A 26,212-nucleotide genomic window follows, 5' to 3' on the forward strand; every position below is an offset into this window, starting at 1 on the left:
GGCCGCTCGGGAACCCCTCCCCAAGTGCGAGGCGCATACTATCAGATCCGGCAGCTTTGTGAACCCCTTCCGATGATATCTGGCGACAAAAAAGTGCGAGTCGGTCATTTTTTGATATCTTTCGCTCATTTTTCATCCTTATCAACGACTTCTATGTCGATTCCCGGCATGAATACGGCGAGAACCCCGTGCCGGCAGGCACTGATGGAGAGGGCGGGCCATGCGTGGCTCCCCAGCATTTTATACTGAAAATATGGCCTCATTTTGTAACTGTGATGGTTGACCGGTTCACGGATGGACATTGCTGCTGCACCATTTTACTCTCATCATGTTATTCAACTGTTAACATGGACTGTGAACTCTTCTATGCAGGCTCTCGATATCGCCGTGTTGCGCGGCCAGTTTCCCGCCCTCAATCAACTGGTTGATGGCAAGACCCCTATATTCTTCGACGGCCCGGGCGGCGCTCAGGTGCCTCGCCCCGTGCTCACGGCCATGACCGACTATCTCGGCCACTTCAATGCCAACCTGGGTGGTCCCTTCTTCTCGGCCCGCGCCACTGAGCAGCAGGCACAGCGAGCAAGGCAGGCCGTGGCGACCCTACTGGGGGCGGATCGGGCCGAAGAGATCGTCTTTGGCGCCAACTTCACTACTCTGACGTTTGCAGTCAGCCGTGCCCTGTCTAGGGAGTGGCAGGCGGGGGACGAGATTATCGTCAGCGCGCTGGATCACTACTCCAACGTGTCGAGCTGGCAGCAGGCCGCGGCCGATCGTGGCGTTGTGGTGCATCAGGTGCGGGTGGATGTGGCGAGCGGCGGGCTCGACTATGCGCAGTTGCTGACGCTGCTGGGCCCCAAGACCCGGCTGGTGGCGGTCACTGCGGCATCCAATACCACGGGCACCCTGGTCGATATCCCCCGCATCGCCGATGCGGTGCACAGCGTCGGGGCCTTGCTGTATGTGGATGCGGTTCACTTTGCGCCCCACGAGCGCATCGACGTGCAGGCCTGGGATTGTGATTTCCTCGGCTGCTCCGCCTACAAGTTCTTCGGCCCGCACCTCGGCATCCTGTATGGCAAGCACCGTCATCTGGAGCGGTTCACGCCCTACAAAGTCGAACCGGCGAAGAATGTGGCACCCTACAAGTGGGAGACCGGTACCCAGAACTGGGAAGCCCTAGCCGGGGTGGAGGCGACGGTCGAATATCTGGCTTCGCTGTCCGGGCTGGACGCCGCCGAACATGATCTGGAGGCGCGTATCGATCTGGCATTTGCTCGCAGCCGGGCCCATGAGCAGCAGCTCGGCGCCCATCTGCTGGCCAGGCTGGCCGAACGGCCCTGGTTCACTCTGCACGGCATCAACGATAGCAAGGGGCGCACCCCGACCTTCGCCATCACCTCGAACCGCCATACGCCGACCGAGATGGCCGAGTATCTCGGCCATCACCAGGTATGCAGCTGGGCCGGCCACTTCTATGCGCTGGCGCTGGTGGAACAGTTGGGGGTGAGTGAGGGAGTGTTGCGGGTGGGTTGCATGCATTACAACACGCAGGCCGAGATCGATCGGCTGTTCGCGCTGCTCGACGACATGCCGTATTAAAACAGCACAGCCCGGTGATGCCGGGCCGTGTCGTCTTGCCTGCTAGCGACCCACTATGGCGTGGTGAATATCCTGCAGCGGCAGTATGTGGCGGGCGGCCCCGAGCTTGATGGCCTCCTTGGGCATGCCGAACACCACGCAGGAGGCTTCATCCTGAGCGAAGGTGTTGGCGCCTGCCTCCAGCATCTCTCTTAGCCCACGCGCACCATCATCCCCCATCCCCGTCATTATGATGCCGGTGGCATTACCACCGGCAAATTTGGCCACAGATCGAAACAGTACGTCCACCGAAGGGCGGTGACGGTTGATGAGGGGGCCGTCCATCACATCGACGTGATAGTAGGCGCCGCTGCGCTTGAGCAGCATGTGCTTGCCCCCCGGCGCTATGAGCGCCAGACCCGGAATGACCCTGTCATTGCTCTTCGCCTCCCGGACCTCGATCTGGCATATATTGTTGAGCCGCTCGGCGAAGGAGGCGGTGAACTTCTCCGGCATGTGCTGCACGATGACGATGCCGGGACAGACGCGAGGCAGAGTCGTCAGCACGGCTTCCAGCGCCTGGGTGCCGCCGGTAGAGGTGCCGATCGCCACGATCCGCTCCGTGGTCTGGGCCATGGCATGCTGGCTGGCCGCAGGCATGATGGCGTCGGCGTTGAGTTTGGCGGCGACTGTGGCCGCCGGCGCCTTGCCCAGTCGTTTGACATTGGCCTGAGCTGCAGCACGCACCGCCATGGCCAGCGCTTGTGCCGACTCCTGCAGAAAGCTTTTGAGCCCGACCGTGGGCTTGGTGATGATGTCCACTGCGCCGGCAGCCATGGCCTGGAGTGTGGTTTCCGCCCCCTTCTCGGTCAGGGAAGAGCAGATCACCACGGGGGTGGGGTGCTCGGCCATGATCTTGGTGAGGAAGGTGATGCCATCCATGCGTGGCATCTCCACATCCAGCACTATCACATCGGGCCACTCTTTTTTCAGCTTCTCCAGTGCAAACAGCGGGTCCGACGCGGTGGCAATCACCTTGATATCAGGCTCCTGTTCCAGAATGGCCTGCAATACCTGCCTGACTACGGCGGAGTCATCCACCAGCATGACCTTGATCTGTTTCATAGCCCAGTTCCCTTAACGATGCGGCAGCCGGTGGTGGCGTACCCAGACATTGCCGTTGGCCAGTTCAAAAATCAGGCTTCTGTGGCCTGCATGTCCAAGATGATGAGCCTTGATCGACAGCCCCAGGTGCTGCGTCAGTTGCCAGGCCGCCTTGATGTTTTTAATGGCCACATTCATGGTGTTGAGTGTCTGTTGTTCGATAAACATGTTGCCGCCACCGAACAATTTGACCTCGTATTCGTGAATGGGGGCGGGGTACTTGCTTATTTCATTGATAAACAACTGGATTGCCTCATCCGCATAGCGGCCATCCAGTTCGTCATCGTTGTGGCCACGGCTGGGCAGCATGTAGTGGCACATGCCACCCCGTTTCTGCTCCGGGTGCCACATGGTAATGGCTACGCAGGAGCCCAGATGGGTGCGGATGATGGTGTCGTCCTGACCAAAAAAGAACTCTCCCGGTTGCAGCATTATCTCTTTCATCTTGAAACCCTCAGGGTTTCAGATAGATGGAGGGCGACACCAGTTGCAAACCGTGGGGCAGACCGTTCAGACTCTCCGCATGGCTGACGATGAGGTAGCCTCCCTTCTTCAAGCGTGGCACCAGGCGCTGCAGCACCTGTCCCTTGGTTTCCCGATTGAAATAGATCATCACATTGCGGATCAGAATGATGTCGAACATGCCGATGTCGGGGATCTCCTGATTCAAGTTGATGTGATGAAATTGCACTTTTTCCCTGAGTTTGCGGTCGATGATGAAGGTGCCTTCCTGAAAGCCTACGCCCTTCAGGCAGTACTTCATCAGGAAGGAGAGCGGAATATTGTGGGCCCGCTCTATGGGATATTGTCCAGACCTGGCCTGCTCCAGCACCCTGGTCGAAATATCCGAGGCGATTACCTCCCAATTGCCCTGGCTCAGCGTGTCGGCCAGCGTCATGGCCAGGCTGTAAGGCTCTTCACCGGACGAGCTGGCTGCGCTCCAGATGCGCACCGCCCGCTCTTTTGGTTGTCGTGCCAGCACCTTCTCGCTGAGAAATTCGAAGTGTTTTGGCTCCCGGAAAAAGTAGGTCTCGTTGGTGGTGAGCAAGTCGAGCGCGATCTGCAGCTCTGTTCCCCGGTTATTCATTATCAGACTGAAATAGTCGCCATAGCTCTCCAGTTCGTAGTGACAGAGCCGTTTTGACAACCGGCTGGCGACCAGCGCCTTCTTCGCCGGTGACAGATCTATGCCTGCCGTTTGGTGGATCCAGCGTTGGAACTGCGCAAATTCATCATCATGCAACTGGGTCTGATACACGGACGGACTCCCTGTGGTGATAGGGGCGTAGCGGGTGAGCCATACTCACCCGCTACCTTGCTTAGAACCGGACAAAATCAGTGTCATTGTGGGGGCGAGGTGAGCCATTGAAGCCATCTTGCCCATTATTGTCGGTGATGAAACGCCCTCGGGTCCCAGCCCGGGGGACTGTGGCTTTCTGACCCGTGCCACCCTTGTGTTGCTCCAGGGTAAAGAACTCCATGGCCAGTTGCAGTTGCTCGGCCTGGCTGCTCATCTCCTCTGCTGTCGCTGCCAGCTCCTCGCTGCAGGAAGCATTCTGCTGGGTCACCTGGCTCAGCTGATTCATGGCGATGTTGATCTGGCTGACGCCGGTGGACTGCTCGGCGGAGGCGGCGCTGATCTCCTGCACCAGATCCGAAGTCTTGTTGATGGAGGGCACCATTTGATCGAGCAGGCGGCCCGCTTTTTCCGCCATGTCGACGCTGCTGGAGGCCAGCTCGCCTATCTCCTGAGCCGCCACCTGGCTGCGCTCTGCAAGTTTGCGGACCTCGGCGGCGACCACCGCGAAGCCCTTGCCGTGATCCCCCGCGCGGGCGGCTTCGATGGCGGCGTTGAGGGCTAGCAGATTGGTCTGGTAGGCGATGTCATCTATGATGCCGATCCGTTTGGCGATCTGCTTCATGGCATCGACCGTGAGCTTGACCGCCTCACCGCCTTCCACCGCTTCCTTGGCCGCCTTGCTGGCCATGCCGTCCGTGACCTGAGCGTTGTCTGTGTTCTGGTTGATGCTGGCACTCATCTGCTCAATGGAGGCGCTGGTCTCCTCCATGCTGGATGCCTGCTCACTGCTCGACTGACTGATGGATTGGGCGGTGGCGCTGACTTGTTCCGAAGCGCTGGAGAGGTTGTCGGACGCGCTTCGCACCTCGGTCACTATGTTGGTCAGCGAGATGATGGTTTGATTGAGAGAGTCCTTGGTGGTGCCAAATACCCCAGGGTAGTCGGCCACGATCGTCTGGGTCAGGTCCCCCCGTGCCAGGCATTGCACCACCCGGATCACATCGTTGAGATTGGTGTCTATCACCTCTGCGATGCGATTGATGCCTTCCCCCAGAGTCTGGAAGAAGCCACTCTTGCCCACCAGATCCATGCGTTTGTGTAGCTCCCCATTGATCACCGCCTGCACTATCTCCGACATCTCCCGCTCGATCGCGACCTCCTTGGTGCGATCAGACCATTCGACCACCGAGCCCAACCGCTCGCCATCGTCGCTGAATACCGGGTTGGCAATGAGCGAGAAGGTGCGACCACCGAGCAGGATCTGGGTCTTGTAGGTGTTGTTCAGTTTGGCCAGCATGCTGCGCTGATGGCCGGGATTTTTGTGGAAGCTGTCTATGTTGGCGCCCATCAGGGTGGATGAGTTGAAGCTGAATAGCTCCTTCCTGATGTCGGACTCGGCCAGGCTCAGCATCTCCTTGACCGACTCGTTCATGTAGATGATGTTCAAATCTGTGTCGGCAATCATCACGTTGGTACTGGCGCCATCCAGCGCCCTCTTGACTCGCAGGCTTTCGGCGGCGGCGAGCTTGGCAGCCGCGTTGGCCGCTTTCACTTCATTTTCGATGGCGATCTCCTTGGTGCGATCTGCCCATTCAACCACTGAACCGAGCCGTTCCCCGCTGTCATTGAAGACAGGGTTGGCGATCAGGGAGAAGATGCGGCCACCGACCGAGATCTGCGCGCGGTAGGTCTTGTCCAGCTTGGCCAGCATGCTGCGCTGGTGGGATGGATCCTTGTGAAAGGTGTCGATGTTTTTGCCCATCAGCTGCCTGGTGTCAAAGTTGGGCAGATCCTTGCGGATGTCGGATTCCGCCTGCCCCAGCATGGCGAGGACGGCTTCATTCATGTAGACGATGTCGAGGTTGGTATCGGCGATCATCACATTGGTCGAGGCGCCATCCAGTGCCTTGCGTACCCGCAGGTTCTCGTCATACAGGGCCTGGTTCGCGCTGATGGCCGCCAGCCCGCTGCTGAGGCGCTGGCCCAGCAGTGTAATTACCTGGTTGAACTCCTGACAGAGTTCCCGCAGCGGGCCATCCAGCATGCCCAGTTCGAGCAAACTCGGCTGTTCACCCTGCGCGATCCCCTGCGAAATGGTGCGAGTGGCGCCGATCAACTGGGTCAGCTGTGCTTGTTGCAAGGTATGAGCGCTACCGTTGCCGAAGAGATTGCCAAAGAATGATTGAGTCATGGGCCTTATCCTTGTGCGACATGTCATTGCTGTGTGGTGTGAGCGACACTCTCGTTGTTGTTGACGCCAGGGTTATGGCGTTGGCTGTCTCTGTTCAAGCAGCCGTTCCTGCTGCTGGGTGAGTTCACTGAGTTGTGTCATCTCGTCGATGGAGAGCACCTTCTCGGTATTGATGAGGATGACGAACTTGCCGTTCACCTTGCCCATGCCGCTGATGAAATCGGCCCGGATGCGGGCGCCAAAACTGGGCGGCGGCTCTATTTCGTTGCTGGGGATGGTCAGCACTTCCGAGACCGAATCCACCACGACACCAATGTCCTGATTGCCGTGCTCGGGATCATCCGGGTGCACCCCTTCAATAATGACGATACAACTGCGGCGGGTGATGCTGGAGGGGGCGTTGCCAAAGCGGGCGTTGAGATCCACCACCGAGACCACTGCCCCCCTGAGGTTGATCACGCCACGGATGAAGTTCGGCATCATGGGGATGGGGGTGATGTTGCCGTATTCGATGATCTCCTTGACCCCGAGAATGTTGATGGCAAACATCTCACCCTTGATCAGGAAGGTCAGATACTGGGCATCGCCCTGATTGTCATGAGCCAGCGTGACTGGCTGTGGGACCACTTCGGTTGACATGCTCATGAGTCTCTCCGGTTAAAAGCGGACAAAATCGGCTTCATCAACCTGGGGTTGCGGTGCCGTGTTGCCGTGCAGCGGGTGTTGGGCAGGCATGACAAACTTGCCTCTGGGGGGCGCGCCCCTGTGCGTGCCCTCGCTGAGTTTTGAGGGCCTGACCAGGTTCTCCAGCGAGAAGAAGTCCATGGTCTGCTGCAGCTCGTTGGCCTGGGAGCTCATCTCCTCGGCGGTGGCTGCCAGCTCCTCGCTGCTGGCCGCGTTCTGCTGGGTCACCTGATTGAGCTGGTTCATGGCGATGCTGATCTGGTTCGCCGCGCTGGCCTGCTCGCCGGACGCCGCGTTGATCTCCTGGACCAGATCGGATGTCTTGCGGATGGAAGGCACTATTTTGTCGAGCAGGCTGCCCGCTTTCTCTGCAGTATCGACGCTGCTGGAGGAGAGTTCACCTATCTCTTGAGCCGCAATCTGGCTGCGCTCGGCCAGTTTGCGCACCTCTGCGGCCACCACCGCAAAGCCCTTGCCGTGTTCACCGGCGCGGGCCGCCTCTATGGCGGCATTGAGCGCCAGCAGGTTGGTCTGGTAGGCGATGTCATCGATGATGCTGACTTTGCGGGCTATCTGTTGCATCGCCGCCACGGTTTGCTGTACCGAGCGGCCCCCTTCGGTCGCTTCGAGGACGGCGCTGCTTGCCATGTTGTCGGTCACCTTGGCGTTGTCCGTGTTCTGGTTGATGCTGGCACTCATCTGCTCGATGGAGGCGCTGGTCTCTTCCACGCTTGCGGCCTGTTCACTGGTGGCCTGACTCAGGGACTGGGCCGTGGTGCTGACCTGGCTGGAGGCATTGGTGAGGTTGTCGGCGGCGTTGCGCACTTCTTCAATTATGGCCGTCAAGGCGTCTATGGTGCTGTTGAGACCATCCTTGGTCTGACCAAAAATCCCTGGGTAGGGCTGATCTATCTTCTGAGTGAGATCCCCCCGCGACAGGGCGGTGGCGATGCGCATGACATCCTTGAGGCTGGTATCTGTAACGTTGGACAGGCGGTTCAGCAGCTCGGACAGGCGCTTGATATAGCCCTGCCGATTGTCCAGCGCTATCTTGTAGCTGAAATCCCCCTGTTCGACGGCGGCCGTGACCAGGGTTTCTATGTCGTTGATGAGGGCCGTCAGCTTGTTGACCATGTTCTGCATGGCCATCAAGAGTTGGCCCGCTTCATCGTTGGCCCCTATGGTGATGGTGACGTCGAGGTTGCCCTCCGCCAGATGATTGGCCACCTGCAGCGCCTGATTGATGGGGGCTATGATGCTGCGGATGAGCACTATGCCAAACCAGGCTGCTGCCACTATGCCCATCGTGACCACCACCATCATGGTGAGCAGCATAGCGTCGTACCAGGATTGAGCCTGCTCGTATTCGGCTTTGGCCACATCGAGTTGCAGACTGACCAGTTCGGTTATCTTGTTGCCGATGGGATCGATGGAGCCGTAAAGCTTGCCGTCAAAATCATTGAGGTTGCCGGCGATGACGCCGTGCTGGGCGGCGAGAAACTGCTCCAGTCGGTTGATGTCGCGATCCGCCGCGCTGAACAGGGTGCCTGCCTCTGCCGACAGTTTCTGCTCGGCTGCGGTCAGCTTGGTGGACTGATAACGCTGCCACTCCTGCTTGATCTGCTGCTGGGCCCGCTGGATCTGTTGCAGCGCCTCTTCGGCGCTGATGAGGCCCGCATTGGCCTTGTTGACGTTGTCGATGACGGCGACGGCGTAGTTGTCGGAGATGGTTTTCAGCTGTTTGAGTGGCACCACCCGGTCGTTATAAACCCGCTGCAGGCCCTGATTGCTGTTCTGCATGTTGTAAAGTCCCAGCCCGCCGACGCCCAGCAGCAGCGTGCATAACAGGCAGAGCAGTATGGTGAGTCGCATTTTAATGGTGGAGTTTCTGAACATGACGGGCTCCTGGCGTTAATTGACTCTTGGTTGAGTTTGCTGGCGAGGAAGGGCGTACTGGCTCAGCTGGCTCAGTTCCTGATCGATGGCATGTTGAATGAGGGAGGGAATATCCAGGATGAGGGCAACCTCGCCGCCGCCCAGAATGGTGGATCCGCTGATCCCTTGCAGGCGTTGAAACAGCTTGCCGAGCGGCTTGATCACGGTCTGAAATTCCCCCAGCAGTTCATCGACCACCAGCCCGGATTTCCTGCCGCCGTGACTGACGACTACGATGTTTTCCCTGCGCCCTCTCGCCCCTTCGACATCGAAGTAATGCTGGAGCCGGACAAATGGCAGCACCTCGCCGCGCAGGTTGAGGTAGTTGCGTCCCTGGGTATCGGCCAGCGCACCCTGGGTCAGCTCCACGCACTCGATTACCATGTCAAGGGGGATGACGTAATGGGTGGTACTGACCCGAACCAGAAAACCGTCGATGATGGCCAGGGTCAATGGCAGCCGGATCTGCACCCGGGTGCCTTGTCCTGGTTTGCTGTCCAGCTCGACGCTACCGCGCAGGGCCGTGATGTTGCGTTTGACCACGTCCATGCCGACCCCTCGACCCGAGAGATTGGTGATGGCCTCTGCGGTGGAGAAGCCGGGCTCGAAGATGAGCTGGTAGATCTCCTGGTCCGTCAACACTGCATTGGTGGCGATCAGGCCCCGCTCTTGCGCCTTTTGCAGAATTCTTGCCTTGTTGAGTCCGGCGCCATCATCCTTGATCTCGATGACGATACTGCCGGAGTCGTGATAGGCATTGAGGGTCAAGGTGCCCCTCGCCGGTTTGCCAGCGGCGAGGCGCTGCCCCGCCGATTCGATGCCGTGATCCATGGAGTTGCGAACCAGATGCATAAGGGGATCGCCTATTTTTTCCACTACGGATTTGTCGAGTTCGGTGTCACCGCCTGTGATGACCAGTGCAATGTCCTTGTTCAGCTCGTGGCTGACATCGCGTACAACGCGCTGGAAGCGGTTGAAGGTGTCCCCAATGGGCACCATGCGCAGGCGTAGGGCACCATCCCGGATCTCCTCGACCAGCATGGCGATGGTGGAGTTGGCCTCCTGCTGCTGACTGTCTCGTGAGCGCTGAGCCAACAGGCTGGCGCCCGAACTGGCGACAACCAGCTCGCCGACCAGATTGATCAGATCATCCAGTTTGTCGGCATGCACCCGAACGTAGCGACCTTCCTTATTCTTGTTCTCCTTGCTCTGGCTCTGTTTCTTGAGCGCGGCGTCAACCACTACCTCGTTGACGGCTCCCTGAGCAATCAGGATCTCCCCAAGCTTGCTGCTGCCAGCCTGCGAACTGTCATGCTGGGTTTGCAGGCCGATCGCCAGCTCGCTGGCGGTCAGCGCCCCCGTTTTGACCAGCAGTTGCCCCAGCATGTCGTTGTCTTCTGGCAGGTCATGGATGAGTGCTATGTACTCGGCAATCTTGCTGTGAGGAGGCAGTATGGTGATGCGACAGTCATCGCGTACGAATTCGAACACATCGCTCAGGGCCCCCTTGTCGGCCAGGGTGTCGACATCGAGCTCATAACCTAGGTAGCAGCTCTCGGGATCGAAGTGTTCCCAGTCGGGCAGGGCGTCGTGGAGGGTTTCGATGGCGCAGAGGGTGCCCATGGTGCCGAGATAGCGCATGAATGAGGTTGGATCCATGCCATTACGCAATACATCCGGGCCAAAGCGCAGGGAGATGTGCCACAGTGAGGTGACGCTGACATGACCCTCCTCCTTGCTGACCGGCTCAGGTTCTGTTGATGGGGGGCATTCCGGCAATCTGGTCTGGCTTGCCACCTGATGGCGCGCCAGATTGAGCCGCAATTGAGAGTCCAGTGCCTGTTCGTCATCCCCTAGGGACACGCCCTGCTCTGCGACCAGGCGGACCAGTCGCTCGATATGATCCCGGCTCTCCAGCAGATCCTTGATGAGCGTTGTGGTGATCGTCAGTTGCTGATTGCGCACCTGATCGAGCAAGTCTTCGACTATGTGGGTAAAGCTGACGATGGGTTGCAAGCCAAACAGGCCGGCGGAGCCCTTGATGGTATGTGCCGCCCGGAAGATGGCACCGATCAGCTCGCTGTTCTCCGGATCGTTTTCCAGCGTCAGCAGGGCGGACTCCATTTCTTCCAGCAGTTCGCGTGCTTCGGCGATGTAGGTTTGTAGGGCCTGATCAAGATTGATGCTCACGAATGACTCCTTGTCGCTGGGACTGCCTAGCCGTGATCAGCGTGGGGCATGAGGGTTGGATCGCCAAAGAAGGCTGTCAGTTGGCACAGCTCCAGCGCGTCGAGCACCGCATGGCTGTGCATGATCAGGTGCAGCGGATAACCGCCTTGTTGCGCCGTTTTCTTGGCCGCCAGCAACAGCTGCAAACCGGCACTGTCTATCTCGGATACCTGAGACAGGTCCAGCTCCAGCGTTTGCTGGCGATAAAGCAGGGGGGTGAGTGCCAGCTTGAGCTCGGCGGCTGTGTAGATGGTCATCTCCCCCGATACTTTGACCAGCGTCTTGTGTTCACCCGTCTCTATGTGTAGCGGCATGGGTAGCTCCAGACTCAGGGCATGATGAGCTTGGCGACGGCCGCCAGCATCTGATCGGGCTGAAATGGCTTGACCACCCAGGCTTTGGCCCCTGCCGCCTGTCCTTCCTGCTTCTTGCTGTCCTGAGATTCCGTGGTCAGCATGATGACGGGGGTGAACTTGTAGCTGGCCAGTTTCTTGGCCTCCTTGACGAAGCTGATGCCATCCATGTTCGGCATGTTGACGTCGCTGATGATGAGATTGATCTTCTTGCCGTCGAGTTTCCTGAGGGCATCCTTGCCATCGCAGGCTTCCATCACCTCGTAACCGGCTCCCTTGAGTGTCATGCCGACGACTTGGCGAATAGTTGCCGAGTCATCCACGATCAGGACTGTTTTGGCCATATCTGTCTCCTAGAAAAAAGTAACGTCTGCACTGCTGGAGGAATTCACCATGGGTTGCTGGCGGCGGCCATGATGAATGTTGCGTTGTTCATCAGTGGCATAGGAGAGTTCCATGTCTGCCAGCCAGCTCTCCGCATCTATCTGGATGGGGCCGGACTGGTGTGTTCTGTTGCGTGAGGAAATCAGGTGGTCATTGAGGCTGTCCATGTTCTGGCGTACATGGTTGAGGATTTGACTGACTCTATCCTGGAACTGTAACGAAACAATGACATCGGAGATCTCGCGGTGGATCCCCGAGCTTTCGCTCTGCAGCAGGGCGGCCGACTCCGCCAGGCTGGTGGTGGCCATACGAAAGCGCTCCAGCACCTGCTCGATGGCGTGCTCCGAGTCACTGACGGCGGCTTGATCCCGTGCGGCAGCACTTTCTGCTATCTGGAAGGCACGTCCAATGCCGCTATTGATGGTGTCGACCTTGTCCGTCATCTTCTGGGCCGTTTCGCTGGAGAGACGCGACAGGGTGCGTACCTCATCGGCCACCACTGCGAAGCCGCGACCGGCTTCACCAGCGCGAGCCGCCTCTATGGCGGCATTGAGTGCCAGCAAGTTGGTCTGGGAGGCAATCTTGGCCACGTCGAGCGCCATGGTATTGAGTTCTATGGTGTAGGCGGTGAGCGTCTTGATCTCTGCCAGCATGGCATCACGATTGGCTTGTGCGGAATGCATGATGGCGAGCACCTGGTTGAGTTGGGCCTGGCTCTCGGCCAGTACGGCAGCCATGCCCGCCGATTTTGTTCCCCCAAGATCGCCGGCTGCATTGTGAGAGGCGGCCACCGCCTCTTCCAGCTTGGTGGTGAGCCCGGCGAAGCGCTGGGTCAGATCGATCATTGCCCCTTCGGTCTGCTGACGGGAGTTCTCAATCTGCTGTGACCAGATGGGGACGGCTTTCTCGCACACTTGCTCGAGCCCAATGATGGAGTGGCTGAGCTGTGCGGCAGACCAGGTATGGGCAGCCTCATCATCGTGATGACTCGTCTCCGGCCTGCCGTGATAGTGATGGGAACACCAGAGGGCGGCACCGAGAGCCAGCACGCCGTTGGCCAGCAGATAAGGCAGGGGGCTACCAGCGAGAATCAGCAGCAGGGTGCTGAGCAGGCCTATGCCCAGGCAGCATGCCCAACTCACCGGGTCCCAGAATGCAATGGTTTCTGCCGTTTTGTGATCTGTCATACGCAAACTCATCCCTGCACGTGAGTCGGGGTGGGAACAAGCGGTTATCCCACTGGTGACAGAGAGGATGATCCACGCCCGAACCCATTAGTTACAAATGGCTCAGTAAGGTTAGCGCAAAAAAATAACTTGGTTACAAATCGGTCCTATTCGGGGGGGGCTACTGATAAAACTGGAATATGAAGGCAGCAGAAGGGGCTCTGGCTAAACGAGAGCGCAGTGAAGTGGCGGATAACGAAGCGTGGGGATAGCGCGGAAGTAAGCACAGAGATAAAAAAGGAGCCTGATGACCCAGGCTCCTGATGAGGATTAGGCCTGGTTGGCGTGGGCCTTCTGGCACCCTTCGACCGCATGGGCAATCAGCTCAAGCGCGCTCTTGTCGCACGGGGGCAGTTCGGCATCGCATGAGTTGATGGGGGTGACGCGATCGCCCCATTTGATGATGGCGGCGCCCCAGGTCAGACCGGCACCGAAGGCTGCGGTGAGCAGATAGGAGTTCGGCTTGACGCGGCCTTGCTCCAGCGCTTCGCACAGGGCGATGGGCACGGTAGCGGCGGAGGTATTGCCGTAGTTTTCGATGTTGACCATCACCTTCTCCATGGGGGCGTTCATGCGCTTGGCCAGGGTTTCGATGATGCGGATGTTGGCCTGGTGCGGCACTATGAGATCGACCTGTTCAGGGTCTATGCCAGCCTGAGCGAGCACTGAGCTGGTGGCTTCTCCCATGCCGCGCACGGCGCGTTTGAAGATCTCCGGGCCTTCGAAGTTGAAGGTGAAGAGGCCATCGACATCGGCAAAACGCACTCGATCGGTACCAAAGTTCGGGACGTGCAGTATCTCCCGCGCTTCGCTGTCACAGCCGAGCTTGTTGGCGATAAGGCCGCACTCTTGCTCGCTTGCTTCGATCACCACGGCACCTGCGCCATCGCCAAACAGCACCGCAGTATCGCGACGCGCCCAGTCCAGCAGATAGGTCAGGCGCTCGGCACCGATCACCAGCACCTTCTTCATCATGCCGGTCTGCACCAGTGAGGTGGCGACGGAAAGGGAATAGACGAAACCGGTGCAGGCAGCGTTTAGGTCGAACACGGCGGCGTTGACGGCACCGAGCTTCTTCTGCACCGCAGAGGCGGCATTGGGTAGCAGGTTATCCGGAGTCGCGGTCGCCAGTATGATGCCATCGAGATCGCTCGCTTCCAGGCCCGCACAGGCGAGGGCGCGGCGACCGGCCAGGGTGGCGAGATCCGAGGTACTGACGTGGGAGATCCGGCGGGCCTTGATACCGGTTCGCGGATAGATCCATTCATCCGACGTATCCATGATGGTGCTGAGGTCATCGTTGGTCAGCACTGAGGGAGGCAGACATTTGCCCCAGCCGGTGATATTGGCGTATTTCATCTTGTTACCGCTTCTCAAAGTGGATCGCCCGCGGGCGGAAAATCGTGCAATTATGCCGTACGAGACAACCACTGTCATCTTGTGGTCATGGTTATGTGCGGGGCGAGCGGCTGCGCCATCTGGCCACAAAGGGCTGCAAGGTGCTGAACATGGCTGGAAATTTTGCTTAAAACGCGGGACTCGTCTGCCCTAAGATAGGCGTTTCCCCACCGATGAGGGTATTCCTTGCACAGAGCCAATCTCAACTTGTTGCCCACCCTCAAGGTGCTGCTGGAGACCCGCAATATCAGCCGTGCCGCCGAGCTGTTGCACCTGAGCCAGCCCTCTATCAGCAAGCAGCTAAGCCAGCTGCGCAGCGAGTTTGGCGACGACTTGCTGGTACGGGAGGGACAACGCTGGCTGCTGACGCCACGGGCCGAACTGCTGGCCGCTCAGCTGGCGGATTCTCTTGGGGCGCTGGAGCGGCTCTACGCAGCACCCGGATTTGACCCGAGCCGCTGCGAGCGGGTATTTCGGCTCGCTTCTTCTGATTATGTGGCCCAGCATATCCTGCCCGATATCTGTGCTGCGCTCGCCAAAGAGGCGCCGTTGGCAGCGCTGGAGTACAGCCTGTGGGACAAGCGTCAGTTGCCGCAGCTGTGGCAGTCAGAGCTGGATCTGGTCTCCACCATCACCGAGCTGGTACCGGATCAGATCCGCGGTCTGCATCAGGGGGAAGATCGGTTGGCGGTGCTGATGGGAAGCCACCATCCGTTGGCAGGCAAGGCGCTGAGTCTCGATGACTATCTCGCCTGGCCTCACCTGCAGGTGAGTGGCGGTGGTGACAAGGACAGTCCGGTGGAACAGGTGCTGGCGCCGCAGGGGCTGAGTCGGCGCTGGTTTGCCAGGGTTCCCTTCTTTCAGGCGGCGGTGGAGGTGTTGCTGCGCACCGATTGCCTGATGACCACCCCGGCCCATATCGCCTGGCAGCTCTCCTGCGGCCATGGGCTCACCTTTGTCGACTTGCCCTTTGCTACCCGCGATCAGCAGTATCATCTGCTGTGGCACCAGCGTCACCATCAGGATCCGGCCCACCGCTGGTTTCGAGAGCTGGCCTACCCCTTTCTGCGGGATCACCTGCAACGCACCGTCGGCGAGAGTCGCAAGCAGTTCGATCTCGGCGGTTAGCCCCAGTCAGTTGTGTTGCACTATAGCCATGGGTTATGGGTTCTATTCATAACTTTCAATACTGGCATAATGGCTCAGCCAGTACCCTGAGTGCAGGTCATCATATCGAGCACAAAAGAGGAAAAGTATGGAACTGACGAGTTGGCTGGCACTGGCTGCAATCTGCGTGATGGGGGCCATCAGCCCGGGGCCGAGTCTGGCACTGATCATCCGCAACACGGTGCAGGGCGGGCAGGGCCACGGGGTTGTGACGGCCTTGGGTCACGGCCTTGGCGTTGGCATCTATGCACTGATTACCGCGCTGGGGCTCTCCGTGCTGATCACCCAGACCCCGCTGCTGTTTGATCTGATCCGCTACGGCGGCGCCGCATTTCTTGCCTGGCTCGGGGTGAAAGCCCTGTTGGCGAGGCCTGCCGGTGGCGAAGCGAGTGAAGAGGTACACCAGTTGCGCGGTCGGCAGGGGGCCTTTGAAGGCTTTATGGTTGCCTTCCTCAATCCCCAGCTGGCGGTGTTCTTTATCGCCCTGTTCAGCCAGTTTGTGCGGGCCGATACCGGCTGGAGCGAAGGGGGCATCATGATGCTCACCGCTGGCGGGATCGATGCCGTCTGGTACGTGCTGGTGGCGCTGGTGCTCTCTCGTGGCCCCGTACTGGCGTGGCTCAAAGCCAAATCCTTCGTGATCGACAAGGTCAGCGGCTTGGTGCTGCTGGGGTTGGCGCTCAAGGTGGTGCTCTGAGGTTCGCTTGTCAGCGGCTCGCGCTATGAGAGCAGGGCCGCTGAACGAATATCCGGCTCCACAGGCGGGACTGCGAACTCCGGACTTTTAATCCTGTATCTTGCGGTGATCTTAAGCGGGATCAAGGCAAGCAAAGGGCGACTGACCTAGAGTGACGGGCATTTTCTGTCTGCCGATAGACTCAGAGACCATGCACCCACAGACCATGCACCCACAGACCCATAGCCACGCACTGAACCGCCTCGAACTGTTGGCTCCGGCCAAGAACCTCGCCTACGGCATCGAAGCCATCAACCATGGCGCCGATGCCGTCTACATGGGTGGCCCTGCCTTTGGCGCCCGCAGTGCGGCGGGCAACTCCCTCGACGATATCGAAGCGCTGGCGCGTCACGCCCACCGTTTCGGCGCCCAGGTCTTCGTTGCCTTCAATACCTTGTTGCACGATCACGAGCTGGAGCAGGCTCGGCGGCTGACCCACCAGATTTACGAAGCAGGGGCCGATGCGCTGATAGTGCAGGACATGGGACTGCTGGCGCTCGATCTGCCGCCCATCGCACTCCATGCCAGTACCCAGACCGACAACCGCACGCCAGAGAAGGTGAAGTTTCTGCAGGATGTGGGCTTCTCTCAGGTAGTGCTGGCGCGCGAACTGTCCCTTGCGCAGATCCGCGAGATCAGCGCGGCGACCAATGTGCAGCTGGAGTTCTTTATCCACGGCGCGCTCTGCGTCTCCTACAGCGGTCAGTGCAATATCAGTCATGCCCGCACCGGCCGCAGCGCCAACCGCGGCGAGTGTGCCCAGCTCTGCCGCCTGCCCTGCTCACTGCAAAAGCCGGACGGCGAAGTGCTGGTGGCCGACAGTCACCTGCTCTCCTTGAAGGACATGGATCAGACCGACAATCTGGAGGCGCTGATCGCTGCGGGCATTCGCTCCTTCAAGATTGAGGGGCGCCTCAAGGGGCTGGATTATGTCAAAAACGTCACCGCCTGGTATCGTAAAAAGCTCGACGCCATTCTCGACAGCCGCTCCGATCTGGTGGCCGCCTCGGCGGGTCGTTGCAGCTACAGCTTCGAGCCGGATCCGAAAAAGAGCTTCAACCGTGGTGCTACCGACTACTTCCTCAATGGTCGTCAGCAAGGTATCGACTCCACCAAGAGCCCGAAATATGTGGGCGAGCCGCTGGGTCGCGTTACCAAGGTGACCAAGGATGGCATCGAGATTGACGGCAAGCAGGTCACCCTCAACAACGGCGACGGTCTGGGCTTCTTCAAGCCGAACAACGAGCTGGTGGGGATGCGCCTCAATAAAGTGGAAGGTAAGCAGTTACTCCTGTCAGAACGTATGCCGGGGCTGAAGGTAGGCACCGAGATCTACCGCAACCACGATCAGGTGTTTAGCAAGATGCTGGAGAAGGCGAGCGCGGATCGCCGTATCCGGGTCGATATGATGCTTGCAGAGTGTGATGAGGGTTTGAGCCTTACGCTCACCGACGAGCAGGGCATCAGCGCTACCGTCATGCTTCCCTGTGACAAGCTGCCAGCCGACAATCCGGAGCGGGCGCTGCAACAGGCGCGCGACCAACTTGGCAAACTCGGCAATACCCTGTTTGTGGCGCGCAAGATTGAGTTGGTAGTAACGAGGCCGCTATTCATCGCCGCATCACAGCTCAACGGCTTGCGCAGGGATGGCATCGCCGCGCTGGAGGCGGCGCGTGTGGCCAGCTACCAGCGCCCCGAGCGACGCATCGCCTTGCGGGATATCAACTATCCGCAGCACCGTCTCTCCTATCTTGGCAATGTGCTGAACAGCGCCGCTGAGCAGTTCTTCCGCGAGCATGGGGTCGAGCGCATTGCTCCCGCCTATGAGGCGAATAAGGAGGAGGGGGAAGTGGTGCTGATGATCACCAAGCACTGCATCCGCTACAGCCAGAACCTCTGCCCGAAAGAGGTGCCCGGTCTCAAGGCTGAGCCGCTGGAGCTCAAGATGGGTAAAGACACCTTCCGCCTGCGTTTTGACTGCAACCGCTGCGAAATGCAGGTGATGGGTAGCCTTAAGCGTTAATTGCCCATCAAGGTACCAGACGGGGCATGCCACAGGAGTGGGTTTGATGGCAGTATAAGACGCTCGAGAGAGGGCTGGCTTGCCCGAGATGCCTTCTGTGGGGGCAAGTGAGTCGTCCTTGGGATCCCCGTTTTTTCGACAAATGGAGTTGTGATGGAAATCAAAGACCTGCCGTTTTGCACGACCCGTTGGGCCGATATCGAACCGACCGAGCACAAGGGTGAAACCGGCGTCGCCCGTTGGCATACCCAAACCTTTGGTACGCTGCGGGTGCGGATGGTGGAATATTCTGCCGGCTATCTGGCGGATCATTGGTGCAGCAAGGGGCACGTCCTGCTCTGCATTGAGGGAGAGCTGCACACAGAGTTGCAGGATGGCCGCGTCTTCACCCTGACACCGGGCATGAGCTATCAGGTGGCCGACAATGCAGAGCCCCATAGATCCTTCACCGAGCAGGGCGCCCGGCTCTTTATCGTCGATTGAGCCGCTCACCTTCTTCCGCTGCCACTGAGGCCAACCACCATGCTTGAACTCAGACCCAACTGTGAATGCTGTGAGCAGGATCTGCCCGCCGACACGGGTCTTGCGTATATCTGCTCATTCGAGTGCACCTTCTGCGCCGATTGCAGCGAGCACTATCTGCAACTGATTTGCCCCAACTGCGGCGGTGAATTGCTCAGGCGTTCCCGCCGCCCTACAGCCAAGCTGGCGGCCAATCCCGCCTCCATCAAGCGCGTCTTCAATCCAGCCCTGAAAGCGGCCCCTAGCAAGGGGGCGCTAGAGCCGCTGCGCTCCCTCTGGGGCAACGTCTGCTAACAAGTACCTCAACCCTGATGGTTCTTGACCTTCTCCCGGTAGTCGCCCCTATCAAGGGGGCTCACACCTAGGAGCAGAAGATGACGGGGCGATTCAAAGGTGACGGGGCACAGGATGATGATCCGCGCATCTTGCGGTTGGTACCCGGTTATGGGTCTGCAGGCTTATCTGGCCGGTTTACCGCTCTCGACCTGCGAGCAGATGATACAGCGTCTGGATCGGGACTTTTTCCCCTTGAATGAGGAGCAAACCTGGCAACCGCTGGGGGCTGCCGGGTTGGGCACTGGCTGGCGCTATTTTCAGGCGAGCGGTTTTCATGGCTGGTTGGCTGAACGTGACTGATCACATTCCAGTGCCAGCAACTGCTGCTTGATGGGCAATCCTCCCGCATAACCGGTCAGACTGCCGTTCTGGCCTATCACGCGATGGCACGGCACTATGATCGACAGCGGGTTGCGGCCGTTCGCGGCGCCGACCGCCCGGCTCGCACTCGGCTTGCCGATGGCGCGGGCAATATCGCTGTAGCTGCGTGTTTCGCCGTAGGGGATGTCACGCAGCGCTTGCCACACCGCTTGCTGAAAAGCCGTGCCATGGGCGGCGAGTGGCAGGGTGAAGCGCTGCAGGCGTCCGCTGAAATAGGCGTCAAATTCGGCAAGATAGGGGGCGAGCGCCTCACTGTCTTGTTGCCAGCCGCTCATATCGGGCAGTGCCCGCAGGCCAGCCACAAAGTCCACGTGCACTAGGCCGCGGGCGTTGATGGCGACCAGCAGCTCGCCGCAGCTCGTTGGCAGCATGTCATAGCGGATCATGGGTTATCTCCTCGTCATGGCTTTGGGGCGCCTTGCTCCCCGTGGTGGCTGAAACCAGGCTCGCAGTGGTGGTCAATGGCTCGTTGATCAGCAGCGCCGGTTGTTCGCTCATAGCGTGCCACAGCCAGCTCGCTGCATAGCCGCGCCAGGGTTGCCATGCTTCGCTTTGCGCCAATACCTTCTTCACCGGCAGCTTGTCGCCGCCCCCCAGCGCCTTTTGCAGCACCAGATCGGAGGCGGGGAAGGCGTCTGGATCCTGCCCGCAGCGCAGCCGCCAGTAAGCGACCGTCCAGGGACCTATGCCCGGCAAGGCCAGCAGTTGCTCGTCGCTGGCCGTGGTCAGGGAAAGCGCACCGCTCGCGAGCGCGGCGGCGAGCCCTTGCAGCGTGCGAATGCGGCTACCGGGCATGCCGATGCCGTCGAGATCCAGCGTGCACAGCTGCGCCGGGGTGGGCAGCTGCACCACGCCGAACTGCGCCTCGGTACGCGTCACCAGCCGCCCCATAATGGTGATGGCGCCCTTGACCGATACCTGCTGGCCAACGATGGCGCGCAGCATCACCTCGTACTCATCCCAACCGGCGGGCAGTCGCACACCGGGCCAGCGTGCCTGCAGGCGCGCCAGCAGCGGATCCTGCCCGAGCCGCTCACCGATGCGCTGCATGTCGGCGTCGAGATCCCACATGCGTCGCACGCGATACAAGAGATCAGGCAGCGCCGCGGGCGGCAGATCATGCACTGTGAGCCTGATGCTATGGCCCTTGCCCTGCTCGATACGGATCCATCCAGACTGATCGCTGACCCTGTGGCGCCGTTCATACGCCTCGCCATCGACCCGCTCCAGCCCGGGGATGGCCCGCAGCCGGTAAAACGCCAGCATGGCTGCCACGTCATAAGGCGGGCGATACGGCAATTGCAGCGTGAGCACCGCGCCGCTCTCGATGACGTCGGCCCTTCCTTCACGCTGGCGCAGCGCCCGGGGCGCCAGGCCATACGCCTGGCTCCAGGCATCGTTGAAGCGGCGAATGCTCGCAAAGCCCGCCGCAAACGCTATGTCCGTGATGGGTAGTGCGGTTTCGGTCAGCAGCCGTTTCGCGAGCAGCAGCCGGCGCGTCTGCTCCACCTGTTTCGGGGATGCGCCGAGATGCTGTTCGAACTGGCGGCGCAGCGTGCGCTCGCTTATTCCTGCCTCTGCCGCCAGTTCGGCGAGCGAGCCGTCCGCCAGCTCGCCGCGATCGATCCGCGCCAGCAAACGGGCGAGTTCGAGCGGCAGATCGCCGCGTGCGGCGGGGGCCAGCTCGGGGCGACAGCGCAGACACGGGCGCAGGCCATGTTGCTCGGCCGCGGCTGCGCTTTGGAAGTAGCGCACGTTGTGCTCGTGCGGTGGCCGCGCGGGGCAGACGGGGCGGCAGTAGATGCCGGTGGAGAGCACGCCGGTAAAGAAGCGGCCATCGAAATGCGCATCGCGGGCGAGCCGGGCGGCGTGGCATTGCTCGCGGTTGAGGCTCGGGATCCCCTCATCCTGATGGTGGTCACTGGCTGGTTGCGAGTTCATGGTCCTGGCGCTCGGTACTGGGTGCATGGATGAGAGAGTAAGGGGGAGGGGGCGCGGTGACTAGCCAGAAACGGACAGCAATTGAAATAAAAACGTCGCCGGGAGAGCCCCTGTGGCGAGGTTGAAAGCGGTCGAACCGGGCGGGCAAGTGTGAGAATCTGGGGTGACAACATCCAAGGAGGATAGCACCATGCCAGGACCCGCCCGCGCCGGCGCCCTGATCTACGCGAGGGATCTCGGCCTGCTGACCCATTTCTACCGCACCTTGCTGCAGATGGACATTCGCAGTCAGGATGCCGCTTTTGTCGTGATGGAGAACGACGACATCCAGCTGTTGATCCACGCCATCCCCGAGTCGATTGCCTGCGATATCAATATCCAGGTGCCACCGATCCTGCGGGAACAGGGGGCGATCAAATTGTTCTTTACCGTGCCAAGCCTCGCCTGGGCCGAGGCCAGGGCGGCCGATCTCGGTGGCGGCCTGTTGCCGCAGCAGTGGCCGGGGCCTGGCTTCGTGCTGCGCAATGCGTTTGATCCGGAAGGCAATATCCTGCAATTGCGCGAGTTTTTGAGCGTCCCCGATCCTCTCTGAATCCGGTTGTTTGCCAATGAAAAACGGGGCAGCCAAGCTGCCCCGTTGCACTTTTCACTCGCTGGCGCGTCATCCGTTATTTCAGGTAGCGCTGCTCCAGATGCTGGCGCAGCCAGCGCGGGTTCAGCGCCTCGCCGGTCGCGCGGCGAATGAGCTCGTCCGTGCTGTGCTGGCTGCCCTGTGACCAGATGTGGCGACCAAGCCAGGCGAGTATCTCCGGCAGGCGACCCGCCTCGATCACGCTGCTCATGTTGCCCAGCTCCCGCTCCAGCGCGAAACGCAGCTGCGCCGCATACATGGCGCCGAGCGTGTAGCTCGGGAAGTAGCCGAACGAGCCGTCCGTCCAGTGAATGTCCTGCATGCAGCCATTCTGGTAGTTGCCCTGGGTGGAGAGACCGAGCCACTGCTGCATCTTGGCATCCCACAGCTCGGGCAGATCGGCCACCTCGATGTGCCCTTCGATGAGGTCGCGTTCCAGCTCGTAGCGCAGGATCACGTGCGCCGGGTACGTCACCTCATCCGCATCGACGCGGATAAATCCGGGCTCGACCCGGTTGTAGAGCTTCGCCAGGTTCGCCGGCGCAAACGCCGCCTGCTCGCCAAAGTGCGCGCGGATGCGCGGCGCCAGCAGAGCTAGGAAGGCCGCATCGTGGCCGAGCTGCATCTCGCAGAACAGGCTCTGGCTTTCGTGAATGCCCATGGAACGCGCTTCGGCCACCGGCTGACCCAGCAGCTGGCGCGGCAGCCCCTGCTCATAACGCGCGTGACCCGTCTCGTGCACTATGCCCATCAGGCTGGAGACGAACTCCTGCTCGTTGTAGCGCGTGGTGATGCGCACGTCGGTCGGCACGCCGCCACAGAACGGGTGGCTGCTCACATCGAGCCGGCCGTGGGCGAAATCAAAGCCGAGCAGCCCCATCACCTCCTGACCGAGCGCCTGCTGGCTCGCGATGGGGAAGGGCCCCTGCGGGATCAAGATCGATTCATGCTTCTGCTGTTCACTCACTTGCTGGATCAGGCCGGGCAGCCAGCCGGTGAGATCGCCGAAGATCTGATCCAGACGCGCACTCGTCATGCCGGGTTCGTACAACGCCAGCATGGCGTCGTAGGGGCGCACATCAAGTGCCTCGGCGCGAAGGCGCGCCACTTCCCGCGACAGCGTCACCACCTCCTTGAGATTGGGAGCGAAGCCTGCCCAGTCGTTGTTTTTGCGCTGGCTGCGCCAGGCGTGCTCGCACTTGCTGCCGGCCAGCGACAGCGCCTCGACCAGATCTGTGGGCAGCAGACTCGCATCCTGCCAGTGGCGCTTTATCTCGGTGAGGTTCGCGCGCTGGATCTCATCCAGTGGTTCGCTCTCGGCTTTGGCTATCCAGTCGCCGAGCTCGGGGGCGGTACGCTTTTGATGGATCAGCACACCGAGTTCGGCCATGGCCTCGGCGCGTGCCTCGTTGCCGCCCTCCGGCATCATGGCGGCCTGATCCCAGCCGCAGATGGCGCTGAGGTGGGAGAGCCGGTGCAGCTGTTGCTGATGTTGTTCAAGTTTTTGATATGACATGGGATTGTCCTTGTTATCGTCCCTGATGGTATGCACCCCGTACCTGGCATGATCGGGGCCGATCGATGCTAACACTGCCATCGCGCGTTTTACCACCCTGGCCTAGGATGACTGACCAGATGACGGGGGCTGACTAGCCGAGCCGCTTCTGGTGTCGCTCGCGGTTCTCCGCCTTCTTGCGCTCGCTTTTTCGCAGCAGCACATAGAGAGCGCCGCTGCCGCCGTGGCGGCGCTCGGCGCTGTGCATGGCCATGACGGCCGGCAGTTGCGGCAACCAGGTGCTGACATGGCTTTTCAGCACCGCGCGCGGCGTGTTGCGCTCCCCCTTGCCGTGCAGGATCAGCAGGCAGCGGATGTCCCGCACCTCGCAATCCGCAATGAACTGCACCAGCGCCTGACGCGCTTCGTTGAGGGTCTTCTGGTGCAGATCCAGGCTTGCCTGCAACTCGTATTTGCCGAGCCGCAGCTTCTTGTATACCCCCTCCTGAACCCCATCGCGCTTGAAGCCGACGATGGCGTGGGGATCGAGCAGCTCGACCGCCTCCATGCTGAGGTGATCCAGGGTCAGTTGCTCGGCGGTAGCCGCCTGACGGCGGGCCAGTTGCGCCTCGGTCGGGGCGGATGTGCCCGTGAGGGAGAGGGTGTTGTCGCTGTGAATGGGCCGCACGTCGGCCACTTCCTGCAGAAACAGTGAGAGTTCGTCGTCATGAGACACGGCAGGCTCCCCGCATTGGAATGAGCGGGCATTATAGCGGGGGAGTCGGGGTCAGAAAATGGGGCTAGCCAGCCAGACGGCCACCGTCGGTCGGGAAGGAAAAGCTGTTGCTGCCGGGCAGGCGTCAACAGGCGATCGGGGATCGCCTGACTAGATGTGTTACTGCTCCTCTTTCGGCGGCTTGGCGTTCATCACCTTGTAGATGAAATAGGCCGCGTAGGAACTGATCAGCAGGAAGGTACCGATAATCACCAACATGGACATGAGCCCCACGCTGTTGCCGAACATCAGGTTCATCCAAAATTCCATCTCATGTACTCCTGTCATCCCATTGATGACAGGCATGATAGATACCTCTTTGGGAGTGATGAGATGATCTCGATCAAGTCCCGTAGTGGTTATTTAACCGGCAACCGGATCTGTGAGCGGCCTCGCACTCGGCCAAGCCGCCGGGCAGATCAGGCGCACGGATGGGGCATCACTTGGCGGCCGTGCCTGGGCCAGGTGCTGTGAGCGGTGTGATGCGCCACCCCTGCTGCTCCAGCAGCGCGATCAACCCCTGGTCGCCATAAAGGTGCAGAGCGCCTACCACGATAAAGCTCTCGTTTGGCAGGGTCGGCCACTTCTTCAACCAGTTGTGGTTGCGCTCTGCCAGCAGAGTCTGTTCCAGCCAGGCTTGCAGCTTGGGTGGCGCCATCTCGGCTTTGAGCAGGTTGACGAGAGCCGCCTGATCCCCCTCCTGCCACGCCTTCATCACGTCGCGAAAGCCGGTTTCGAGCTGGGGCAGCTCATCCAGGGTGCTCTCCAGCATCAGGGTCTGGTTGTCACCGACGCTGGCGAGGTAGCCGAGCTGTTCGAGCAGGGTCTCGAAGCCGATGATGGGCTTGCCGCTCTCGGTGGCGCGCTTGGCGAAGTGTTGATCCACCCCGAGCGCGCTGCTGAAACCGGTACGTTCCAGCGCCGCCTGGGTCAGAGTGATGGCCGCAAACCAGGGGCGCAGCGGGGAGAGCATGTTCTCGGTCAGGCCATTCTGGCCGGCGGCTATGATGGTGCGCCGATACAGATCGAGCGGCACGTGATCCTTGAGGGTCTTGCCATCCACCAGCCGGGTGATGGCGCCCATCTCCTGCCACTGCGTCTGGCTGATGTGGGTCAGGTCGGCCTCCATCACCAGGGCGCGGCTCTGTTGCCAGGCGCGCTCGATGGGATCAGGCAGCGGATAGAGCGAGGGTTTGCCCGCATGAATGGAGCCCAGCAGCCAGTGCTGCTGGTCACCCTTGCTCACCCGATAGAAGGCGGGGTCGGCAAAGGCGGTCAGCGGCAGCAGCAGGCAGAGCAGGAAGGAAATCAGCGTGCGATGAAATTTCATGAGGCACCTTATGTTGGCGGGATGGCTTCTCTTCATAACAATAAGCCCTATGATAAGTCCTCATTCGTCACAGCCAAGAGGTTTCCCATGCCCCATCTTCGTTTTCGGGCCGTCTCCATCGATACCCTGCAGCAGATAAGCACGCCCCTGCTGGCGGATCTGTGCGCCCTGACCGGCGGCAAGCCCGAGTTTGTCACCCTGGAGCGGGTCGAGAGCAGCTGGGTACGCGGCGGGGCGGTCGAAGCCGGTTTTCCGTTTGTGGAGCTGGTCTGGTTCGAACGACCACAGGAGCTGCAAGATGCCGCTGCGGCGCTCATCACCCGTCATCTGAAGGCGGTGCTGGGGGAGCAGACCTATGTGGTGGTGCAGGTGCTGCCCATCGTCAAAAGCCACTACTACAGCGATGGTCAGCACTATTGAAAAGAGGGTAAAC

General features: G+C 60.3%; 26 protein-coding genes. 9 read left to right on the forward strand and 17 right to left on the reverse strand.

Features of this window, described 5'->3' with window-relative positions; translation table 11 throughout:
- Window positions 1–366: 366 nt before the first annotated feature.
- On the forward strand, window positions 367–1,599 hold the full coding sequence (locus tag BN1128_RS05940; protein WP_042867023.1) for a cysteine desulfurase-like protein: 1,233 nt from the start codon (window positions 367–369) through the stop codon (window positions 1,597–1,599).
- A gap of 42 nt (window positions 1,600–1,641) precedes the next feature.
- Here BN1128_RS05940 and BN1128_RS05945 read toward each other — a convergent pair whose 3' ends face one another.
- From BN1128_RS05945 to BN1128_RS05995, 11 genes are all read right to left on the reverse strand, one after another.
- A complete protein-coding gene (locus BN1128_RS05945; RefSeq protein ID WP_042867024.1) occupies window positions 1,642–2,703 on the reverse strand; it encodes a protein-glutamate methylesterase/protein-glutamine glutaminase in 1,062 nt (353 codons plus the stop codon).
- Window positions 2,704–2,715: 12 nt separating this feature from the next.
- Window positions 2,716–3,186: a chemoreceptor glutamine deamidase CheD gene (gene cheD / locus BN1128_RS05950; RefSeq protein WP_042867025.1), complete on the reverse strand. Its 471-nt coding sequence runs from the start codon at window positions 3,184–3,186 to the stop codon at window positions 2,716–2,718.
- A 10-nt stretch (window positions 3,187–3,196) separates the two neighbouring features.
- Window positions 3,197–4,000 carry a CheR family methyltransferase gene (locus BN1128_RS05955; protein WP_042867026.1) on the reverse strand — a complete coding sequence of 268 codons (804 nt, stop codon included), beginning with the start codon at window positions 3,998–4,000 and terminating at the stop codon, window positions 3,197–3,199.
- Window positions 4,001–4,061: 61 nt separating this feature from the next.
- Entirely contained in the window at window positions 4,062–6,233 is a 2,172-nt protein-coding gene (locus tag BN1128_RS05960) for a methyl-accepting chemotaxis protein (protein ID WP_042867027.1), read from the reverse strand.
- Between the two features lie 72 nt (window positions 6,234–6,305).
- Window positions 6,306–6,878 (reverse strand): chemotaxis protein CheW, encoded by a 573-nt coding sequence (locus BN1128_RS05965; RefSeq protein WP_042867028.1) that lies wholly within the window; start codon window positions 6,876–6,878, stop codon window positions 6,306–6,308.
- Window positions 6,879–6,890: 12 nt separating this feature from the next.
- Window positions 6,891–8,813: a methyl-accepting chemotaxis protein gene (locus BN1128_RS05970; protein WP_042867029.1), complete on the reverse strand. Its 1,923-nt coding sequence runs from the start codon at window positions 8,811–8,813 to the stop codon at window positions 6,891–6,893.
- A gap of 15 nt (window positions 8,814–8,828) precedes the next feature.
- Window positions 8,829–11,042 (reverse strand): chemotaxis protein CheA, encoded by a 2,214-nt coding sequence (locus BN1128_RS05975; RefSeq protein ID WP_042867030.1) that lies wholly within the window; start codon window positions 11,040–11,042, stop codon window positions 8,829–8,831.
- A 26-nt stretch (window positions 11,043–11,068) separates the two neighbouring features.
- Entirely contained in the window at window positions 11,069–11,395 is a 327-nt protein-coding gene (locus tag BN1128_RS05980) for an STAS domain-containing protein (RefSeq protein WP_042867031.1), read from the reverse strand.
- A gap of 14 nt (window positions 11,396–11,409) precedes the next feature.
- Window positions 11,410–11,778, reverse strand: a complete 369-nt coding sequence (locus BN1128_RS05985; RefSeq protein ID WP_042867032.1) for a response regulator — start codon at window positions 11,776–11,778, stop codon at window positions 11,410–11,412.
- A 9-nt stretch (window positions 11,779–11,787) separates the two neighbouring features.
- A complete protein-coding gene (locus tag BN1128_RS05990; protein WP_042867033.1) occupies window positions 11,788–13,005 on the reverse strand; it encodes a methyl-accepting chemotaxis protein in 1,218 nt (405 codons plus the stop codon).
- 309 nt (window positions 13,006–13,314) lie between these two features.
- Window positions 13,315–14,403: a ketoacyl-ACP synthase III gene (locus BN1128_RS05995; protein ID WP_042867034.1), complete on the reverse strand. Its 1,089-nt coding sequence runs from the start codon at window positions 14,401–14,403 to the stop codon at window positions 13,315–13,317.
- Window positions 14,404–14,628: 225 nt separating this feature from the next.
- Between BN1128_RS05995 and BN1128_RS06000 the strand changes: the two genes are divergently transcribed.
- The 6 genes from BN1128_RS06000 (at window position 14,629) to BN1128_RS06025 (ending at window position 19,526) form a co-directional block, all read left to right on the forward strand.
- Window positions 14,629–15,570 (forward strand): LysR family transcriptional regulator, encoded by a 942-nt coding sequence (locus tag BN1128_RS06000; protein WP_042867035.1) that lies wholly within the window; start codon window positions 14,629–14,631, stop codon window positions 15,568–15,570.
- 127 nt (window positions 15,571–15,697) lie between these two features.
- A complete protein-coding gene (locus tag BN1128_RS06005) occupies window positions 15,698–16,306 on the forward strand; it encodes a LysE family translocator (RefSeq protein WP_042867036.1) in 609 nt (202 codons plus the stop codon).
- A gap of 190 nt (window positions 16,307–16,496) precedes the next feature.
- On the forward strand, window positions 16,497–18,368 hold the full coding sequence (locus tag BN1128_RS06010; RefSeq protein WP_042867037.1) for a peptidase U32 family protein: 1,872 nt from the start codon (window positions 16,497–16,499) through the stop codon (window positions 18,366–18,368).
- Between the two features lie 153 nt (window positions 18,369–18,521).
- Window positions 18,522–18,851: a DHCW motif cupin fold protein gene (locus BN1128_RS06015; RefSeq protein ID WP_042867038.1), complete on the forward strand. Its 330-nt coding sequence runs from the start codon at window positions 18,522–18,524 to the stop codon at window positions 18,849–18,851.
- Window positions 18,852–18,890: 39 nt separating this feature from the next.
- Complete coding sequence (locus BN1128_RS06020; protein ID WP_042867039.1) at window positions 18,891–19,184, forward strand: DUF1272 domain-containing protein; 294 nt, start codon at window positions 18,891–18,893, stop codon at window positions 19,182–19,184.
- Between the two features lie 150 nt (window positions 19,185–19,334).
- Window positions 19,335–19,526: a hypothetical protein gene (locus BN1128_RS06025; protein WP_042867040.1), complete on the forward strand. Its 192-nt coding sequence runs from the start codon at window positions 19,335–19,337 to the stop codon at window positions 19,524–19,526.
- On the opposite strand, the gene BN1128_RS06030 is transcribed toward BN1128_RS06025, so the two are convergent.
- Both BN1128_RS06030 and BN1128_RS06035 read right to left on the reverse strand, forming a co-directional pair.
- A complete protein-coding gene (locus tag BN1128_RS06030; RefSeq protein WP_042867041.1) occupies window positions 19,499–19,993 on the reverse strand; it encodes a methylated-DNA--[protein]-cysteine S-methyltransferase in 495 nt (164 codons plus the stop codon). The genes BN1128_RS06025 and BN1128_RS06030 overlap by 28 nt on opposite strands.
- On the reverse strand, window positions 19,980–21,548 hold the full coding sequence (locus BN1128_RS06035) for an AlkA N-terminal domain-containing protein (protein WP_042867042.1): 1,569 nt from the start codon (window positions 21,546–21,548) through the stop codon (window positions 19,980–19,982). The genes BN1128_RS06030 and BN1128_RS06035 overlap by 14 nt, the downstream gene beginning before the upstream one ends.
- 190 nt (window positions 21,549–21,738) lie before the next feature.
- On the opposite strand from BN1128_RS06035, the gene BN1128_RS06040 reads away from it, so the two are divergent.
- Window positions 21,739–22,140, forward strand: a complete 402-nt coding sequence (locus tag BN1128_RS06040; protein ID WP_042867043.1) for a VOC family protein — start codon at window positions 21,739–21,741, stop codon at window positions 22,138–22,140.
- A 76-nt stretch (window positions 22,141–22,216) separates the two neighbouring features.
- Here the strand turns inward: BN1128_RS06040 and BN1128_RS06045 are convergent, their stop codons facing one another.
- From BN1128_RS06045 to BN1128_RS06055, 4 genes are all read right to left on the reverse strand, one after another.
- On the reverse strand, window positions 22,217–23,695 hold the full coding sequence (locus BN1128_RS06045) for a carboxypeptidase M32 (RefSeq protein ID WP_042867044.1): 1,479 nt from the start codon (window positions 23,693–23,695) through the stop codon (window positions 22,217–22,219).
- Between the two features lie 133 nt (window positions 23,696–23,828).
- Complete coding sequence (gene smrA / locus BN1128_RS06050) at window positions 23,829–24,410, reverse strand: DNA endonuclease SmrA (protein ID WP_042867045.1); 582 nt, start codon at window positions 24,408–24,410, stop codon at window positions 23,829–23,831.
- A gap of 159 nt (window positions 24,411–24,569) precedes the next feature.
- Window positions 24,570–24,755 carry a DUF3149 domain-containing protein gene (locus BN1128_RS24470; protein ID WP_098984905.1) on the reverse strand — a complete coding sequence of 62 codons (186 nt, stop codon included), beginning with the start codon at window positions 24,753–24,755 and terminating at the stop codon, window positions 24,570–24,572.
- Between the two features lie 133 nt (window positions 24,756–24,888).
- A complete protein-coding gene (locus tag BN1128_RS06055) occupies window positions 24,889–25,779 on the reverse strand; it encodes a TraB/GumN family protein (protein ID WP_042867046.1) in 891 nt (296 codons plus the stop codon).
- A gap of 87 nt (window positions 25,780–25,866) precedes the next feature.
- On the opposite strand from BN1128_RS06055, the gene BN1128_RS06060 reads away from it, so the two are divergent.
- A complete protein-coding gene (locus BN1128_RS06060) occupies window positions 25,867–26,199 on the forward strand; it encodes a DUF1904 family protein (protein ID WP_042867047.1) in 333 nt (110 codons plus the stop codon).
- Window positions 26,200–26,212 lie beyond the last annotated feature (13 nt).

This window comes from Aeromonas piscicola, assembly GCF_000820005.1.
Classification (GTDB): Bacteria; Pseudomonadota; Gammaproteobacteria; order Enterobacterales; family Aeromonadaceae; genus Aeromonas; species Aeromonas piscicola.